Genomic DNA, 17474 nt, shown 5'->3' with positions numbered 1-17474 from the left:
TGCCTGTCCGTATCGTTCGCGCGTACGTCCGCATCGTTTCCCGTCGATGCATCTGATCGCAGCGCCCCACCGGAGAACCGTCTTGGCCGACCTCGCAAGCCCGAACCTGCCGTCACGCGATTTCGAAACGACGTCGCTGTTCTACGCGAAACTCGGTTTCGCCGAAACCTGGCGCGACGACGGCTGGATGATCCTGAAACGTGACGGGCTGCTGCTGGAGTTCTTTCCGCACCCCGAGCTCGATCCTGCCGCGAGCTGGTTCAGCTGCTGCTTGCGGCTCGCCAACGTCGGCGCGTTTTTCGACGAGGTGGTTGCCGCCGGCATTCCGGAACAAGCGACCGGCTGGCCGCGCGCGCATCGGCCGAAACGCGAAGCATGGGGCGGTATCGTCGGCGCGCTGATCGACCCGGACGGTTCGCTGATTCGGTTGATCCAGACCGACGACTGAAGCGGCTGAAGCTGCGCCGCTCACAAGCCGCACTCCCGGTTTGACGCCCCATAAACGGTTACCTTGCGGTGCATGCCGTACGCAACGCGATCAGTGTCGATGGCGGTGATGAATGTCCGGAAAATGCGCGTGACTGTGCGTGATCGGCAGATGCACATGCGGATGCGTGTGCGGTTCGTCGCCGTCGTACGGAAAGTCGTGCGCGTGCTGATGATGTTCGTCGTGCCGATGCCGATGCGTGTGCTCGAGCCGTTCGTGCGCATGCACGTGTTCGTGCCGTTCGCGCACATGCAGCCAGATGCCGAGCGCCATCAACGCAGCCGCGATCCAGAAAGTAGCCGACGGCAGCGCCGGCCAGATCAGCAGCGACAGCACGACGCCGAACAGCGGCGCGACGGAAAAATACGCGCCCGTTCGCGCACTGCCCAGATGACGCAGCGCGACGACGAACAACACGAGGCTGATCCCGTAGCCGCAGAGTCCGGTCAGCATCGCGGCGGCCGTGGCCGGAACAGCAGGAAGCGACGCGCCGGTCGCGAGCGCGATGCCGATGTTCACGGGCCCGGCGATCAGGCCTTTCGCGCACGCGATGATCATCGCGTCGTTCGCGGCGACCTTGCGGGTCAGGTTGTTGTCGATCGCCCAGCACAGGCACGCGCCGGCGATCAGCAGTGCGCCGACCGGCACGTTCGCGCGCCCCGGCACCCACGACAGCAGCGTGCCGCCCGCGACGATCGTCACCATGCCGAGAAACACCTGGACATCCACGTTCTCGCGAAACACGACCCACGCGATGACGGCCGTCAGCACGCCTTCGAGATTGAGCAGCAGCGCACTCGTCGCGGCCGGCGTACTCGACAGCCCGAGCATCAGCAGCGCCGGGCCAGCCACGCCGCCGGCCGCGATCGCGCCGGCCAGCCACGGCAGGTCGGTTCGTTGCAGCGGCGCCGCATCCTCGGCCGGCGTGCGGCGGCGGCGCAGTCCGCGCAGCAGGATTCCGATGCCCAGGCCGATTCCGCTGCCGAGATAGAACAGGCCCGCCACCATGAACAGCGACATCGCGCCGATCAATGCCTTGGCGAGCGGCGTCGCAGCGCCGAACAGCGCGGCGGCAGTGAGCGCGACGAGAATCGCTGAGTGTCTCGGCTTCATGATGCGGGCGTTGTGTCCGTGTAGGGAATCGGTGGGCTGCGCGTGACGCAGTGGCCTGTCCGGCTTGCCGAATGCTTTCGATGTCGCGGAACGCGGGGTGAGCCATGGAGGCTTTCACGTTCCTGTCGTGTCGGACGTTCTCGGCAACATGCGTCGGCAGAGATTATCGCGGTTGCTTCGCGCCTCGCCAACTGAATGGCGAACGACGGCAGCATTGGACAAGTGAGAATCCGGCACCTCCTTCGCGATTGATCAAAGGAATTTACACCCTGCTTATTCTTATTTTAGGAAACCGAATCATTTGGGGAAACGTACGTGATTTCATCGTACACGACGCTCCTCGCAAGCGAGATCCCGTCTCGATGCTCATGCGATATGGGCGACACAGTGCGCAAGCGACGTCCATTGGCGCACTTTCGTCGTCTGGTCGTTTTGGCGGTTCGGGAGCGGAGAGGTAAGGCCCGGCGAACTGGCGGTGCTGCCGGCGGAGACAGCACCGACCTGCCCGGGTAGGGGCAGGTCGGCCGTCAGGTGATGCGCTGCATGGGGATGCTGGCCGTCGCCGCGCAATCGCACGGCGACGCATCGCGCGTTACTCGCTCGCGGTGGTTTGCTGCTCGGCCTGCGGTGCTGCGTCGGCCGGTGCTTCGGCGTTGGCCGGTTGCGGCGCGGCGGCATCGGCCTGTACTTCGGCCTGCTGCTGCGGGGCACCCTTCGCCGGTTGCCCTGCACCCTTGCCCGGACGGCGTGACTTCAGGCGACGCGCGCGTGCTGCGTCGTCGCGCGTCACGCGTCCTGCTTCGGTACCCTGCAGATCGACGCGCACCGCGTCTTCGACGAGGCACGACCAGTAACGGTTGCCGCGGCACCACGTTGACATCGCATCGCGCAGCTCCGCTTCGCTCAGGCCGACGGCCTGCGCCTCACGGGCAAGGTCTTCCCAGATACCGACCTTCAGCGGCACTTTCGGGGCCGGATTCTTCGGGAATGCGCGCGGGAACCGACGCTGCAGTTTGCCGATCGCGACGATGACCGGATCGACCGGCGTCGACGGCTTCGCCGAAGCGTGCTTCGCGCCGGATGCCGCTTTGGCACCGGCACCCGCACCGGCTCCAGCACCCGATTTGGCCCCACGAGCCGGCCGGTCGCCGGACTTCGGCTTCGCGCCGGCGTCCGTCTGCGTAGCCGGACGCTTCGCGTTGCGCTCCTGCTTGGCCTTTGCTGCGAGCTGCGCCCGCAATTCGGCAAGTTGTTCAAAACCCATAAATTCAATCCACCAGGAATATATAAGGTGTGGTTCGTGCAGCCATTCCGCACATCGGCGTTTCGCCGCATTGCCTGCGGCCCGTCTGCCGCCGACGCGGAACATACACTGCGGGGCCGCATCGCACCCACCGCTGTTTCAGGCACCCGGCCACGATGCCGGAGAAGGCAGGAGTGGAAGTATACCGGTACGCGCGGCTGTCGGTTGACTCACCGGTTCGCATTCGCCGGATTCCGGCAACGGACAACGTGTCCACGCGGTCGTGGTGCGCATTATGGCGGCGTTTTCGCGCGCGATCGACACACGCGTTACGTAGTGTCGCTATTCGACTGCGCCACGCACGCGTTATTTCACACTGCGGGATGCGAGCGTCGATACAGACGGTGAATACGCTCGCGGCTGCGGACCCGCGCTACCCGGGAAGACCGGATTTCAGGGCGCGATGAATGCAATGCACCGGTGTCCCTATTAGTTGCGTCCACATCGATCCTCGATCGTACGACCGCGCCGGAAAATGCGTAGTATGGCCAGATCGACGTTGGCGGCCGCTTGTCACGGGTGGTTTCGCCGTGGCGCCGCCAGCCGACGACATCGCTATCGAATGCAACGAGGCCCCGGTCGTATCAAACGGAGCGAATACATGAATTCCCGACACGACACTCCCCACGACGGCATTACCCGAGAAGAAATTCACCATCGACAGATCGACATGCGCGGCTATCGGCGCAGCGACGGCCTGTTCGAAGTGACGGCCTGTCTCGCCGACCGCAAGACGAGCGACTTCACGCCACCGGGCGGCACGCGCACCGTCGTGGCGCTGGCCGCGATTCACGATCTCGGCGTCACGCTGGTTTTCGACGTCGACATGATCGTGCGTGCGGTCTCCACGTTCATCAGGTCGCATCCCTATGCGCAATGTCCGGGTGGCGGCGACTCACTGCAGGCGCTCGTTGGATTGCGTATCGGCGCCGGCTGGAACAGCGAGATCCGCAAGCGTCTGCCGTCTTGCGACACCTGCACGCATCTGAAGGAAATTCTCGGTCCAGTTGCTACGACGGCCTATCAGACGATGGTCGGTGTACGTTCGTCTCCGCTCAATGACCGCAACAGCGAAGGAAAACCGCTGAAGATCGACAGTTGCTATGCGTATGGCGCGTCGCGCGACCTCGTGAAACACCTGTGGCCTGAACATCATCAGCCGTCGATGTCGGTTAAAGAGGACTGATGTGTCGGTCACGCGAACTGCAATCCGGTTCGCGGGATTGGGGGCGGCGGTGTCGGTGGTGAACGGCTCTCCGGCTCTCGCAAACGACAGCGGTGACATCACTTCAGCAGGTTCGATCGCTGTCGATCAGAACACGCCGAGCGCCAGCCCTGCGGCAAGACCCGCGCCGATTTCGGCGCAGCGCGCGAGATCCTCGCTGCCGATCGTCTTGGGGGAGAGAATGCGCTCGGGCGTTTGCGCATGGGTGCAGACGATCAGGCCCGGCGCCACATTCCTGAGTCTCCATCCGGTCGCGATCCGGTCAATCTGGCGCAGTGCGTTCTGTCCGTCGCTGCCCGCGCAAATCATCGCCGCATACGGGCGGCCGTTCACGCGATCGAGCGCAGCGTAGTAGCAGCGATCGAAGAAATCCTTCATCAAACCGGACATCGCAGCGAGATTTTCCGGTGTCGCGAACAGATAGGCGTCGGCGGCCAGCACATCGTCCGCGCTCGTCGCGTCGGCACGCTGCAACTTCACTTCCACGCCGGATTGCTCGCGCGCAGCGCTCGCTGCCGCTTCGGCCATCTGTTGCGTACCGCCAGTCATCGTGTGGTAGACGATCAACAGCGTCTTCATGTGGGTTCACTCGCGTTCAACTGCATATGCGCCGGCCTGGTTCGGGACAGGTTACGTCGACCGGTGTGCCCGGTTCTGGATTCGTCAACGTCCGCCGGTTGCTGAATTGCGCCTCTTCGATGCTGCCGGTGAAGCATGCATTGGGGCGGTCGACGCGCGGTCAGTCACGCAGCGTCGGCATCCTGGCGCGCGTAGTACGCAAGAAACATGTCGGCCGTGGATTCGGCGAGCTTCTGCTGCTCCTGCATGCCAAGCGGTGGCTGGCCCATCGTCACTTGCGGCCAGAACGCGAAAGCTTTCACGATACCTTGCAGTTGATGGGCCGCAAATACGGGATCCGTGGCCGACAGGCGGCCGGCAGCAGCAGCCGCACGAATCCAGACTGTCAGGTCTTCTTCGCGTTCGCCGATGCGTTCGACCATGTCGCGCGCGCGCTCCGGAGAATGAATGGCCGCACCGATCGCGACGCGTGCAAGCGCGAGAAACGCTTCGTCGTTCAGCAAGCGCAATTTGCGACCCAGCAGCGCGAGCAATTGCTCGCGCAGCGGGACGTCCGCACTGTAGGCAGGCGGGCTGGCCGTCCGGATCGCCTCCCATAGCTGATGCAAAATCGCGGCGAACAAGGCTTCCTTGCTCGGGAAATGGTTGTAGACGGTGCGTTTCGACACGTCCGCGCGCGCGGCAATGCGATCCATGCTGGTTGCGTCGTAGCCCGCAGCGAGGAATTCCTCGATCGCCGCGTCGATGATCGCCGCGCGTTTTCGATCGGTCAGGCGCGCAGGAGAAGTACTCGTATCCATCCAAAAATTTTACACCGCCGAGTTTACTTTTCCCAGAGATAAACTACACTGCTCGGTGTACTTTTCTTTCCGGACGAATCGACATGGCTTCGCCTCTCGTTTTCCTTCATCGCGTTCTGGGTTTCGCTGCCGCCAGGCGTGGCCGTGCGTTGTCCAGCGGGTCGCCGCAACACACCGGCGAACGCTTCAGCAACGTCGCACCACGGCCGGCCGAAGGTTTCGGCAAGACGCTCGGGATCGCATGGAACATGCTGGTCAACAAACCGCGCAACACCACGCCGACTGGCGCTCTGCCCATCGATTCACTGACTCGGGAACAACTCGACTCAGCCCCCGACCGGAGCCTGTACCGACTTGGACACTCGACGCTGCTGCTGAAACTGCGCGGCGGGTTCTGGCTAACCGATCCTGTGTTTGCAGAACGCGCATCGCCATTCCGGCACCTCGGCCCGAAGCGCTTTCATGCGCCTCCGATTGCACTCGAGGACCTTCCTCCATTGCGCGGCGTGATCCTGTCGCACGATCACTACGATCACCTCGACCGTGACACGGTGCTTGCGCTCGCGGCCACCACCGACGTGTTCATCACGACGCTGGGTGTTGGCGATCGCCTGATCGACTGGGGCATCGACGCGAAAAAGGTACGCCAGCTCGACTGGTGGCAAAGCATCGACGTGGACGGACTCATGCTGACCGCGACACCGGCGCAGCACTTTTCCGGACGTAGCCTGTTCGATGGCAACAGCACGCTATGGGCATCGTGGGTCATTGTCGATGATGATCTGCGTGTGTTCTTCAGCGGCGACACCGGGTATTTCGATGGCTTCCGGGCCATCGGCGAACGCCTGGGGCCGTTCGATGTGACGCTGATCGAAACCGGCGCGTACGACCCGCAATGGCCGTACGTACACATGCAGCCGGAAGAGACCGTGCAGGCACATATCGATCTGCGCGGCCGCACGCTGATACCGATTCACAACGGCACGTTCGATCTCGCGATGCACCGATGGCAGGAACCGTTCGAGCGGGTCACCGCATTGGCCATGGTGCGAGGCGTGGGACTGTCGACGCCGAGGATCGGCGAGCGGCTCGATTTGAACGAACCGCATCGCGGCGAACAGTGGTGGCGGACGGTTGAAGAGCATGCAGAGAAGCCAGCGACGAAATCGCGTCGGTGGCAGCTGTGCGCAACGCAGGCAACGAAGTAGGTTTACCGGCCGCTGCGCTTTCCTTCCGGGAGAAGCGCGGCGGCGATGTGCGCTCCGGCACGGAGTGACGCAAAGCCGCTGGCGCGTCGTCAACGGCGATCGACCCGATGGAATAGTGTTTCAGCCACCCACCGGAAATTCAGCCTATCGGGCGAATATCGTCGTCCGAATCGGGTGACCAATGCGGGCCCCCGCACCACACTCCCCTACGGCCGCCGCCGACCAAGCGCTTCAAAATCGCTCCTGCGCCTATCGGCCTGATCTTCTCCCCCTCGAAAACCGGCTCGATCATAGAAAATCGGTCGGAGACGCATCCCGTCGATCCAATATCGGATTAAGACGCTTCGATCGCGCCAAAGACAGTCATTTCGCAATCCCATCGTGGTGAAGAAACGCGTTGTCACGTGACAACTCACCATGAGCGCGCAAGCATTGACTCGCCGTTGATTCACGCCAGGCACGTCGCAAGCACCCAGCCAAACAGACAACCTCATTGATGGACATACTTGCACGTATCAAACACCACAAAACACATTTTATTTGACACATTTTCATCCAAATCACGTCAACCGGAAGTCAATTTCTCATCCCTGCTTCATGCGCCCCCATTTACACGACGGATCTCGTGCGTTTTGCGTGAAACAACATGAAGAAAGTGCCGCAACTCATTGCCTGACAAGGGTTTACGGAAACGCCCCATTTTTCGAAAATGTTTCACGAACATGCGACTCGACGTCGCCGCTCGTAACAGTGGGTCCGAATTGATATGCAACATGGGGCTTCGACGTGACAAACCTGCACGATCATCGTGTCGCTCAACGAACGCAGCGCAGCGAACCCCACCCTCCCCCGCCCCGGAACAGTAGTGAGCGCGGCCAATTTAAATGGGGTCATATCAATACAAGGAGATCGACCCATACGCACGCTGGAGCTTCTAGCGGCCCCGGGTCGCTTGTATCGACCGGTGCGCTCTGGCGGCGATCCCAGCCCTCAAGGGTCTGCGCCGCACAGTTATCCTCGCGCCAGCTATCGGAGCTTGCGAATCAGTTCAGCCCTTTTGGAGCCCGCTATTCGGCTCCCCGAGCTAGTACCGTTGTCACGTGACAACTCGAATCTCACCTCCCACGACGGTTCAATTCAAATCTCCGACGGTCAGCGCGATCTCTGCTAGGGCTTGTTCACGCTAATAACGGGCTTGCGCTGGTCGCCAGAAGGGCCGAGCGCAAGGAATGCGACGAAGCGAATACTCGACGTATTCGCGAGGAACATGACGCGGCGATCGGCCCTTCTGGTGGCCAGCCCCACGAATGAATTTTCCCAACAGGGGAATGTGCCTTTCCGCCCGTAGGGCAAGAAGCGAGGAGGCGCAATAGCCGTAGCTATTGCAACGACGAACGACGCCGCCATACGGGCGGAAAGGCACGTTCGCAAGTCCGTTATTAGCGTGAAGAGGCTCTAGTACGTCGCGGGCAGATTTCCAGCCCCATGACCACTGTTGCGGATATTTCTAAATTGACCGCCACCCACCTCGAGAACTGTCTCCCGTGCCGGTTGTCACGTGACAATCGCTCGTGCCTGCATCCCTTGTATCTGGCCGGCACGCTCCTATCCCGAAATAAAGAACGACTCCGAGAGACCCAAGTCACAACCCAATCGGTATATCGCTCGTCCACGCACATCGAAGCCCCGAGACCACCAGCTTGTCACGTGACAACTGCGCAAGACTGCATCGCCCACTGTCGAACGATCATGCAATCGCAGAAAAATTTTCGAATCACGCCCAAGTCATTCGTGAAATCCGAGGCTTTCGGATTTTTCGTTGAGAATTCAAGTGGACTCTGTATTTAACCTGGATATCTTATCGAAAGTCCGTGTCACAACATTTATTTTATTTTTCCAAGCACAGAATCTCGGGGGCGGATGTCTGGCCATTCGACGCACTTGTCACGTGACAACCATCTCGATCTACAAATTCATATCGTCATCGAACACTTTTTCTGGACATTTCGATAACAACTACATATATTACGAAAAACTCCGTGGAGGACTTTAATGGCTTTCAAGATCGCCGTTAGCAATCAAAAAGGTGGTACTGGAAAGACCACCATCTCCGTCAATATCGCGGCAGCCTTCGAGGCCGGTGGCAACAAGGTCGCATTGATCGATGCCGATCCCCAAGGCACGTCGGTCCGTTGGGTCACGAGCGGCGAAAACACTCTCCCGATGACGGTACTGTCGCTGGCGCCCGCCGGCCGCGGCATCGGCGGCGAGATCAAGAAGCAGGATGCGAACTTCGACGTGATCGTCGTCGACTGTCCAGGCAACCTCGAAGATCCCCGCATCGCATCCGTACTCGAAGTCGCTGATTTCTGTCTCGTGCCGCTGTCTCCATCGCCTGCCGATCTGTACAGCACTGTCGCGATGATTCGCATGATCGAATCAATGCGCTCCGTTCGTAACCCAAATCTTTCTTCTGCGCTGATGCTGAATAGTGTCAATGGAAAAACTAAAATGCGTGAAGAAATTTTAAAAATTCTAAGGGCAGAAGAAATAGGGGAGCATCTGCTCGACAGCCAGATCGCGCAGCGCGAGGTCTACCGTCAGACGTTCGCGCTCGGCACCACGATCCATCATCACAACCGGTACCTGAAGGGGCTGAAGGAAGCCCGCGCAGAGATCGAAAGGCTCGTCACGGAAATGGCCCAATACATCGCTTCGACGCGCGCTACCGGAGCCGCTCATGGCTAAAGACACATCGAAAGACAAGAAGCCGACCGGCAACCTGCACCTTGCAGCCGGCCTGCTGCGCGGGCTCGCGCAGGAAAACGCGGCACTGGAGACGCGGCTGCCTGAACCGGTAGCCCCGGCATCGGATATCGCCGTCGAAACCACGACCGCCGCCGCCCCGAGCGCACCGGCATCTGCGGATGCCTCCGATCTCGGCGCACCGCAACGGGTCGCGGTCAAGGATTGCATCCCGAACCCGTTCAATCCGCGCGTGTTCTATTCGGAATCGAGCCTGCACGAGCTCGCGCTGACGCTGAAGCGGGAAGGGCAGATCGAACCGATCAAGGTCACGCGGCTCCCGCAATTCCCCGGCAAGCTCGTCGTGATCGACGGGCAACGCCGGCTGCGCGCGACGAGCATCAACGGCGACGAAACGATCAACGCGACGTTCCGCACGGATCACACGCCCGAGCAGCTCTATACGATCGCGTATCGCGCCAACCACGACCACGAACGCCAGACGATCTTCGACGATGCGGTCGCGTGGAAGCGTCTTCTCGACGAAAAGGTCTTCCCCGACCAGAACACGCTCGCGGAGAAGATCGGCAAGGACAAGGCATCGATCAGCAAGACACTGTCGCTGAACGCACTGCCGAACACGCTGCTCGAGCGGATGGCCAGCGCGAACGACGTGGTCGGCCTGCAGGCGGCGTATTTCCTGAAGCTGATTTTCGAGCGCCTGGGTGAACCGGCCGCCGACCGTCTGCTCACGTCCGTGATCGACCGCAAGAAGTCGGTGCGCGATCTCGAGAACTTCCTGCGTGCGCAGAGCGATGGCAACAAGAAGACGGGGCGCACGCGCTACAGCGTTCGCCACGATTTCGCGCTCGAATCGCGCGCGATCGGTCAGTTGAAGACGTATCCGGACGGGCGTCTGGATCTGCAGCTCAAGGGGGTGGATGCGTCCCACCAGGAAGCGCTTGCCGATCGGCTCAAGACCGTCATCGACGCATACGTCGCCGAACTGGCTTCAGCGACGCAAAAGTAGGCGCCCAAAGCAAAGGCCTCGCTCCGGCATGGCGCGGCGTCGCCGGATGATATCCGGCGCACCGCGCATCCTGGCTGCGAGGCCTTGATCAGTTGGTCGCGAGACTGCTTTTCAGCAGGAATTCCAGCAAGTCGTCCGAGGTCGGTTCGCCCCACGTATCGAGTGCCAGCCACCGGAAGAAGCTGGTCTGCGCCAGCTTGCTGGCCTTCTTCTTCGGCGACAGCGTGAGATCCTTCGACCCGGCAACCGTCTCGTTGTAGCGCTCGATCAACTTGGTCTGGTCGTCGATCTCCAGTTCGCGGAAATACGCACCGGCTTCGTCGACCTTCGCGGCCAGGTATTTGTCGCGAATCTGCTCCTGCTTGCTCTGCGCGGATTCCTTTGCCGGCGCGGCCGCCTCCGTGCCCTGCCCGTCAGCCAGCGTATAGCCGTGCGTCAGCGCCTTGCGGAAATACGCGGCAACATTGTCGACAGGTGCCGCGTTCTTCTTCGTAGTCCGATTGAGCGTATAGGCGATCGCCGCCTTGATGCGCTGCACACCGTACTGCGTGATCAACCGGCGTGCCTCCGAGCGCGGAATGCCGAACTTCGCGACCTCCTCGACCAGCGCTTCGTTTTTGACATCCCCTTCCTCGACCGTATCCGCACTCGGCTTGCGCGTCACCTTGAACTGAACGGCTTCCACGCTGCGCCCCGACTTGTGTTCGATCAGCTCGAGCGTATGGTCGGAAACTTCGTTCACCTCCTGAATGCACGGCACCAGGACCTTGCTCTTGAAGAGCTTGTATTCCTTGTACGACTGGGATGCCTTGTCCTGGCCGAGAATGAGATCGCGAAATTTCGGCAGAGGAATCTTCGCGGTGATGCCGATCCCCTCGTAGCGCACCGTGTTTTCCCACAGCGCGAGCGAGTGCGATCGCCGAAACTCGCGAGCGATCCGCATATCGATCAGCGCGTAGATTTCCGGATTGAGCAGTTCGCTGCGAATCTGGTCAGAGAAGCTGTACTTCAGCACCGATTGCTCGAGCTCGGCGCCGGCAAGCAGGCCCGACGCCTTCCACACCGTCGAGCGGTCCGCGGCGAGATAGTCCCAGTTGACGACGGTACTGATCAGCGAGTTGACCGTGTCCTTCACGTACTTCGTATTGTTGCTGTTCAGCCCACTCTCGTGCGACAGCGCCGCGATCGAGATCGAGAAGCTCGTCCGACCTGGCTCGAACGCTTCCTGGCGAAGCGCGTTCTTGATCAGCGAGCTGAACATCTTGCGCTGCTGCAAACCGATCTTTCCGGACTTCGGAGCGATATGAATTGCCTGGACCGCCTTGCGCAACAGATCGGGAGGCTCGGGTGTCTGAAATAGCGAAACCTGCTTGTCGGAGCCTTTGATTGCGGGCTTGCGCGGCATCGTGATGTCCGGATAAGGTGACCTTGTTGGGGGCTGACTTTATACCTTTTCCCGCTGACGAGCAATGCCTCTTTTCTCCAGTATTACTTTCACTATTACGCCTAACCATTTGTAAACAAAGGGAAAATCTTCATTTTCATTCTAATATGGACCCCCATATCCATATACCTTTATGCCAAAAACCCTCCCAAAACCAGCTACCTGTCGGGTCCGGCAGCCAGATCCGGCACGGGATTTGCCGGGCTGAAGGTACCCATTCATGGGAAGCAATCGATCGGAAATGGATCGACAAGTGCGATCCATGGTGCTTTGCAACACGATCCGTTTTCCCTCCCATAACGAGCTACCTTTAGGGATTCCCATGAATGGGTACCTGTGAAGCGCCGTCGGCTTCGGTTTTTGTCTTCATCAGCGCCCCGGAGACCGAAATTGCCCCCATAAATGGATACCTTTAAATTTCCCCATAGAAGGTTACCTATGAGCTGCAGCGATACTGTTTATGGGACGGCGCCACAGAACGAGCACGCGATACCCGGTCAGCAAGCTCGAAACCAGCCCCATATCTGGCTACCTGTGCGCGCCCCCATAACAGGCAACCCCACATAAAACACTGTGTCCATGACCATCGGCCACGATGAAAAATCAGCCCATAAACGGCTACCCAAACATTTCCCCATAGAGGGCTACCTGAAGCGTTTTTGGGCCAAATTCCCATAACCGTCTACGTGCGCCCCATATCCACAACCCTGATTTCCCACAGCACGGTACCCAATTCCCCAAATCCACAGACCTAAGCCCCCAGACCCTTCCACCTGTGCTCCCATAAATGGGTACCGAACACCGGTCAAACCCTTGCCAGATAAGGCTGTGAGCCGTCTAAAGGTAGTTAAAGTAGTAAACGTCGTTTACCAAAGATGTAAACACACGTGTGACTGTGCAGAAAAACAACCCCCATAAACCGCTACCAAAACGATCTGACTGCGGTCGATGAGCACAGCAATGAGCCTCCAAACGCTGTGGAACGCAGGCCATTCCGCCATGTTTCAAGCCCAACAAGGCTTCCAAGGAATGTGAGTACCTACTCACAAGCCCTCAAACGTAGAAGCTTATGGGAGGAAATCGACGTTTCCGGGATATAGGTACCCACCTATGGGGCCAAAAATCGGCCGGAGCTGGCGGCTCCCCGCACAGGAATCGTCGCCGACCTGGGCCGTCACGCTCGACACCTGTATGTCGCGATGGCCATCACAGCAGTCAGAAATCGCTCGAATTTGGCAGCGAGCGATTTTTTCGGCGCCTGCGCGAGCCGTTCCGCGGATAAGTCTCCGGCGAATATCCATAGACGAATGTGTGACCGGGAGCTGTGGGTCGTGCCCCGATAAGCGCTGCCGAGATCGAGTGATCTCTCACCGGTCTCATGATTTTCTACCTTTGGATCTGTGCCTAAATCGGTGCGCTATCGTGAGCGACAGATGAGGATCCATTCCCCCTTCGGCCGAAAACCAGACCTATCACCTGTGATCATCCATCGCGATTCCGGCATCGTCCTGAACGTGAGGTTCCAGTCGCCGACGAATCTCACCGTAATCCGATCGATGCCTGGTTCCCGAATATTCTCACCCTGGAAAGCTGTCGAGTCCCGTAAAAGCTCACCAATAAAGTGATCGGACCGGCTGCACGAATGGTCCGCTCAGGACACCATCAGCCCAACGAAAAAGCTGTGAAGAATCCGTGTGATGGAGCGCATGTCGATGCCGTCATACACAGGCATTGGATTCGTCGCGACGTGGGCAGGGCATGAAATTGCAGCGTCTGAATACGCGAAGGCGCTCACGGCACTCATCGCGTGTGTGAGCAACGACCGTTGATCAAGACGGTGACTGCGGTGACTCTATGCCGGGATGTCTCATCACCACGTGCACACCGCACCCGACGAGCCGCGAGACAGGCCAGCAAGAAAGAGCTGCACGAAAGAACAACGAACAGGTAGCCACACGCGCATCGAGCAGCTACCCGATCGTGTGCGTCGAACGCCATCGCCGTACCAGGAGCGAGCGGGAATTCGGCACAGAGTGATTCGTGGTCGTTTATGGGAGCGCGACACTCGCACGGCATCGAACAGGGACGTTGGTTCACAGGCAAGCGCTTCCTGTGATGAGCCCGCTTGCGAAACGACGATTACGTCGTACGAGTAGCGGACGTCATCGTTGAAGCAGCGACGACATGCGAATGCACGGCGCATCGAAACGGAGCACACCCCAATCGACAACCTGTGCCGTATTGCCGGAGCGATCCGGTTCGCCGGATGGTTACCTTCACCACAGACACCGTACACGTAGTGCCGAACGATGCACCGTTGCTACCTTTGTCGGCCGCTGATCGCAGCGCGCACAGCGAACCCATGCAATGCGACGTTTCCCATACACGTCTACCCCCGAACCGCAGTCACCTTGGCGCCACTTTTTTCACAACACGGTTATGATGCAAAAGCCCTGATCGTGACCCGATGGCCGGTCGGGGGCAGGGGGTGGTATCTCGACGTGCTTTCAATCCGTGATCAATCAGAAAAGAGAGTTCAGCGATGCGAATCCAGATCAAAAAGCTCACGCTGGCTGCTACGGCAGCAGCTTTCCTCTTCGGCTCGGCAGCTCCCGTGTTCGCGCAGACCGACGCTAGCGCGCCGGCCGCGCAGGATGCCAAGGCCGCAAAACGTGAGGCGCGCAAGGCAGCTCGTGCAAAACGCAAAGCCGAACACAAGGCGGCGCGCGCGAAGAACACCGCCGAACTGAAGAAGCTCGAAGACGCCGGTTACAAGCCGGCGGCCAACGATCCGAACTATCCGCAGAATCTGCAGAACGCTCAGAAGAAAGCTGCCGGCGCTGGCGCAAGCCAGTAAGTGTCACCCGGGCGCCAGACCTCGGCTCGATCCGCGGTTTGGCGCATGTGCCACGGAAGCGCGCTGCGTTTCCGTGAAAAATACAGGCGGAAAGTCCGCATCAATTGATTCGTGATCCTATGTTTTGACGGCGCGAGCGGAAGCTGCGTCAGCAGGATCTTCGCCATCTGTCTCGCCCACCGACCCAAATCGGACGCGCTATCAAAGCGGGATCCTCCGGACAAGAACGCAGCCCATCCGATTCAGCGCTGCCCTCCCGCCGCCGCGCTGCCCGTCACCTTCAGCCAGTCCTTGAACGCGCGCACGGCTTCGTCCTCCGCACGTGCGGCCGCCACATAAGTGAAATACCGCCACGGCGGCAAGGCCGGTTCGCTGAACGGTTGCACGAGCCTGCCTTCGGCAATGTCGTCCGCGACGAGCGCGATCGGTCCCATGGCGACGCCGAGCCCGTCGAGCGCGCCTTGCAACGTCAGGTAGAAGTGCTCGAGCGTCAGCGAGTGCCGCGGCACGAGGTTCGCGTAACCGGCCGCCGCGAGCCATTCAGGCCACATGCCCGGATAAGTCGCCGCATGCAGCAGCGTGAAGCCGGCGAGATCGGCCGGCGTGCGCAACGGTCGCCCCTCGAGCAGCTTCGGCGCACACACGGGCAACCGGACTTCGGACAGGAATTCGTCGGCAACGTAACCGTCGATCGTCTGCGGGCCGCCGCGGACGATCAGGTCGACCTTGTCGCGCAGCTTCTCGATCGGCTCGTTCGACGTCGACAGCCGCACCTCGATCGCCGGATGGGCGACCTGGAACGACGACAGCTTCGGCACGAGCCAGCGCAGCGAAAACGTTGCGGGCGCGCTCACGCGCAGCACGCGCTGCTGCGCGTGGCCGAAATGCTGCGCGGTGGCGAGCGCGATCCGGTCGAACGATGCGCCGACTTCGGCGAGATATGCGCGGCCCGCATCCGTCAGCTCGACGCGCCGGTTATGCCGTTCGAAGAGCGGCCGGCCGAGCCATGTCTCGAGCTGCTGTACGTGCCGGCTGATCGCGCCGTGTGTCACGCACAACTCGTCGGCGGCATGCGTGAAGCTGCCGAGCCGGGCCGCGGCTTCGAACGCGCGCAGCGAATTCAACGGAGGGAGTCGTCGGGCCATTTCATCGTTTCGTGTGAAATTTACTCACGCGAATTCTCAGATTTAATCGTTTGATCATGCGATCCAGCTTTGCCAATATGGCACACAAACGGCCGATACGGCCTGAATACGTGTCTGGATTTCTCACATGGAGTATGGAACATGCCGAACGTGGTCGTAGTGGGCGCCCAATGGGGTGACGAAGGCAAGGGGCGCGTCGTGGACTGGCTGGCGGCGCAGGCCGACCTGGTCGCGCGCTACAACGGCGGCCACAACGCGGGCCATACGCTGGTTGTCGGCGGAAAGACGTACAAGCTGGCGCTGCTGCCGAGCGGCATCGTGCGCGGCAAGCGCGGCGTGATCGGCAACGGCGTGGCGCTTGATCCGGAGGCGCTGCTCGCGGAGATCGCGCGGATGGCCGAGCTCGGGCTGTCGGTAACGCCGGACAATCTGTCGATCGCCGAAAACGCGACGCTGGTGCTGCCGATCCACCGTGCGATCGACCAGGCGCAGGAGCGTCAGCGTCGCGAGCCGATCGGCACCACGCTGCGCGGGATCGGGCCGGCCTACGAGGACAAGGTCGGGCGCCGCGGGCTGCGCGTCGGCGATCTGGCGGAACCGGGCCGGCTCGCCGACAAGCTCGACATGCTGGTCGATCACCACAACGCATGGTTTCGCGGGCTGGGGCTCGAGCCGTACTCGCGCGACGCGCTGCTCGCGACCCTCGTCGACATCGCGCCGAAGATCCTGCCGTTCGTGCGCCCCGTGTGGGCCGACCTCAACGATGCGACCGACCGCGGCGAGCGCATCCTGTTCGAAGGCTCGCAGGCCGTGATGCTGGACATCGACTGGGGCACATATCCGTTCGTGACGTCGTCCGGCACCGTTGCGTCGGCAGCCGCAGCGGGCACGGGCCTCGGCGCGTCCAGACTCGGCCATGTGCTGGGCGTGACCAAGGCGTATGCGACGCGTGTCGGCGGCGGCCCGTTCCTGACCGAGCTGACCGACGCAACCGGCGAAACGCTGCGTGCACGCGGCCAGGAATTCGGCGTCAACACCGGCCGGCCGCGCCGCTGCGGATGGCTCGATGCCGCGCAGCTGCGTCAGGCCGTCCGGATCTCCGGGATCGATTCCCTCGCGCTCACCAAGCTCGACGTGCTCGACGGCTTCGACACGATCGAACTGTGCGTCGGCTACGAACTCGACGGCGCACGCGTCGAGCACCTGCCTGCCAGCCTCGATGCGCAGTCGCGCGCGAAGCCGGTCTACGAACGGTTCGACGGCTGGCACGGGACGGTGAAAGGGGTGCGCGAACGCGCGGCGTTGCCGCGTGCCGCGCAGGATTTCATCGCACGCGTCGAGGCGGTGGCGGGCGTGCCCGTATCGATGATCACGACCGGCGCCGAGCGCGACGACACGATCGTCCTGAGCAATCCTTTCGACCCGGCGTAAGCATGACGCGGCCCGCGCAATGCGGGCCCGGCAGGCCGTCGCCACGCGGCCTGCACCGATCCGGTGCGGTCGCCCTTCGGGCGTGCGCCGTCGCGTGAACGATCGTC

At 61.1% G+C, this 17474-nt stretch carries 13 protein-coding genes; 7 read left to right on the top strand and 6 right to left on the bottom strand.

Translation table 11 applies throughout. The annotated features are described in order from the left end of the window. Positions 1-82: 82 nt before the first annotated feature. Complete coding sequence (locus BX604_RS22245; protein ID WP_098553049.1) at positions 83-448, top strand: bleomycin resistance protein; 366 nt, start codon at positions 83-85, stop codon at positions 446-448. A 90-nt stretch (positions 449-538) separates the two neighbouring features. Here BX604_RS22245 and BX604_RS22240 read toward each other — a convergent pair whose 3' ends face one another. Both BX604_RS22240 and BX604_RS22235 read right to left on the bottom strand, forming a co-directional pair. Beyond that, complete coding sequence (locus BX604_RS22240; protein ID WP_098553048.1) at positions 539-1600, bottom strand: DMT family transporter; 1062 nt, start codon at positions 1598-1600, stop codon at positions 539-541. 592 nt (positions 1601-2192) lie between these two features. Then, positions 2193-2864, bottom strand: a complete 672-nt coding sequence (locus BX604_RS22235) for a ProQ/FinO family protein (protein ID WP_098553047.1) — start codon at positions 2862-2864, stop codon at positions 2193-2195. A gap of 640 nt (positions 2865-3504) precedes the next feature. Here BX604_RS22235 and BX604_RS22230 point away from each other — a divergent pair. Continuing rightward, positions 3505-4089, top strand: coding sequence for a DUF2889 domain-containing protein (locus BX604_RS22230; RefSeq protein ID WP_098553046.1), 585 nt, complete (start codon positions 3505-3507; stop codon positions 4087-4089). Positions 4090-4215: 126 nt separating this feature from the next. On the opposite strand, the gene BX604_RS22225 is transcribed toward BX604_RS22230, so the two are convergent. Both BX604_RS22225 and BX604_RS22220 read right to left on the bottom strand, forming a co-directional pair. After that, a complete protein-coding gene (locus BX604_RS22225) occupies positions 4216-4707 on the bottom strand; it encodes a flavodoxin family protein (RefSeq protein WP_096508015.1) in 492 nt (163 codons plus the stop codon). Between the two features lie 164 nt (positions 4708-4871). Then, complete coding sequence (locus BX604_RS22220; RefSeq protein ID WP_098553045.1) at positions 4872-5507, bottom strand: TetR/AcrR family transcriptional regulator; 636 nt, start codon at positions 5505-5507, stop codon at positions 4872-4874. An 83-nt stretch (positions 5508-5590) separates the two neighbouring features. Here BX604_RS22220 and BX604_RS22215 point away from each other — a divergent pair, with 83 nt between their 5' ends. The 3 genes from BX604_RS22215 to BX604_RS22205 all read left to right on the top strand — a co-directional run bounded on the left by BX604_RS22215 (position 5591) and on the right by BX604_RS22205 (position 10490). Then, on the top strand, positions 5591-6715 hold the full coding sequence (locus BX604_RS22215) for an MBL fold metallo-hydrolase (protein WP_098553044.1): 1125 nt from the start codon (positions 5591-5593) through the stop codon (positions 6713-6715). Between the two features lie 2052 nt (positions 6716-8767). Further along, entirely contained in the window at positions 8768-9463 is a 696-nt protein-coding gene (locus BX604_RS22210; RefSeq protein WP_098553043.1) for a ParA family protein, read from the top strand. Then, complete coding sequence (locus tag BX604_RS22205; protein WP_098553042.1) at positions 9456-10490, top strand: ParB/RepB/Spo0J family partition protein; 1035 nt, start codon at positions 9456-9458, stop codon at positions 10488-10490. The genes BX604_RS22210 and BX604_RS22205 overlap by 8 nt, the downstream gene beginning before the upstream one ends. Positions 10491-10578: 88 nt before the next feature. On the opposite strand, the gene BX604_RS22200 is transcribed toward BX604_RS22205, so the two are convergent. Beyond that, positions 10579-11895 carry a replication initiation protein gene (locus tag BX604_RS22200; RefSeq protein WP_098553041.1) on the bottom strand — a complete coding sequence of 439 codons (1317 nt, stop codon included), beginning with the start codon at positions 11893-11895 and terminating at the stop codon, positions 10579-10581. Positions 11896-14476: 2581 nt separating this feature from the next. Here BX604_RS22200 and BX604_RS22195 point away from each other — a divergent pair. Next, on the top strand, positions 14477-14791 hold the full coding sequence (locus tag BX604_RS22195) for a hypothetical protein (RefSeq protein ID WP_098553040.1): 315 nt from the start codon (positions 14477-14479) through the stop codon (positions 14789-14791). Between the two features lie 242 nt (positions 14792-15033). Here BX604_RS22195 and gcvA read toward each other — a convergent pair whose 3' ends face one another. Beyond that, complete coding sequence (gene gcvA, locus BX604_RS22190) at positions 15034-15936, bottom strand: transcriptional regulator GcvA (protein WP_098553039.1); 903 nt, start codon at positions 15934-15936, stop codon at positions 15034-15036. A 141-nt stretch (positions 15937-16077) separates the two neighbouring features. On the opposite strand from gcvA, the gene BX604_RS22185 reads away from it, so the two are divergent. Then, a complete protein-coding gene (locus BX604_RS22185) occupies positions 16078-17367 on the top strand; it encodes an adenylosuccinate synthase (RefSeq protein ID WP_098553038.1) in 1290 nt (429 codons plus the stop codon). Positions 17368-17474: the final 107 nt, after the last annotated feature.

Source organism: Burkholderia sp. JKS000303 (assembly GCF_002563755.1).
Taxonomy (GTDB): Bacteria; Pseudomonadota; Gammaproteobacteria; order Burkholderiales; family Burkholderiaceae; genus Burkholderia; species Burkholderia anthina_B.
This window is presented reverse-complemented; position numbering and strand designations above follow the sequence as displayed.

What these genes read in the sequence shown, in the direction of transcription:
- BX604_RS22195 (WP_098553040.1), top strand. Translation starts at nt 14,477, where the DNA reads ATGCGAATCCAGATCAAAAAGCTCACGCTGGCTGCTACGGCAGCAGCT.
- BX604_RS22220 (WP_098553045.1), bottom strand. Translation starts at nt 5,507, where the DNA reads ATGGATACGAGTACTTCTCCTGCGCGCCTGACCGATCGAAAACGCGCG.
- BX604_RS22185 (WP_098553038.1), top strand. Translation starts at nt 16,078, where the DNA reads ATGCCGAACGTGGTCGTAGTGGGCGCCCAATGGGGTGACGAAGGCAAG.
- gcvA (WP_098553039.1), bottom strand. Translation starts at nt 15,936, where the DNA reads ATGGCCCGACGACTCCCTCCGTTGAATTCGCTGCGCGCGTTCGAAGCC.
- BX604_RS22210 (WP_098553043.1), top strand. Translation starts at nt 8,768, where the DNA reads ATGGCTTTCAAGATCGCCGTTAGCAATCAAAAAGGTGGTACTGGAAAG.
- BX604_RS22215 (WP_098553044.1), top strand. Translation starts at nt 5,591, where the DNA reads ATGGCTTCGCCTCTCGTTTTCCTTCATCGCGTTCTGGGTTTCGCTGCC.
- BX604_RS22235 (WP_098553047.1), bottom strand. Translation starts at nt 2,864, where the DNA reads ATGGGTTTTGAACAACTTGCCGAATTGCGGGCGCAGCTCGCAGCAAAG.
- BX604_RS22240 (WP_098553048.1), bottom strand. Translation starts at nt 1,600, where the DNA reads ATGAAGCCGAGACACTCAGCGATTCTCGTCGCGCTCACTGCCGCCGCG.
- BX604_RS22230 (WP_098553046.1), top strand. Translation starts at nt 3,505, where the DNA reads ATGAATTCCCGACACGACACTCCCCACGACGGCATTACCCGAGAAGAA.
- BX604_RS22225 (WP_096508015.1), bottom strand. Translation starts at nt 4,707, where the DNA reads ATGAAGACGCTGTTGATCGTCTACCACACGATGACTGGCGGTACGCAA.
- BX604_RS22205 (WP_098553042.1), top strand. Translation starts at nt 9,456, where the DNA reads ATGGCTAAAGACACATCGAAAGACAAGAAGCCGACCGGCAACCTGCAC.
- BX604_RS22200 (WP_098553041.1), bottom strand. Translation starts at nt 11,895, where the DNA reads ATGCCGCGCAAGCCCGCAATCAAAGGCTCCGACAAGCAGGTTTCGCTA.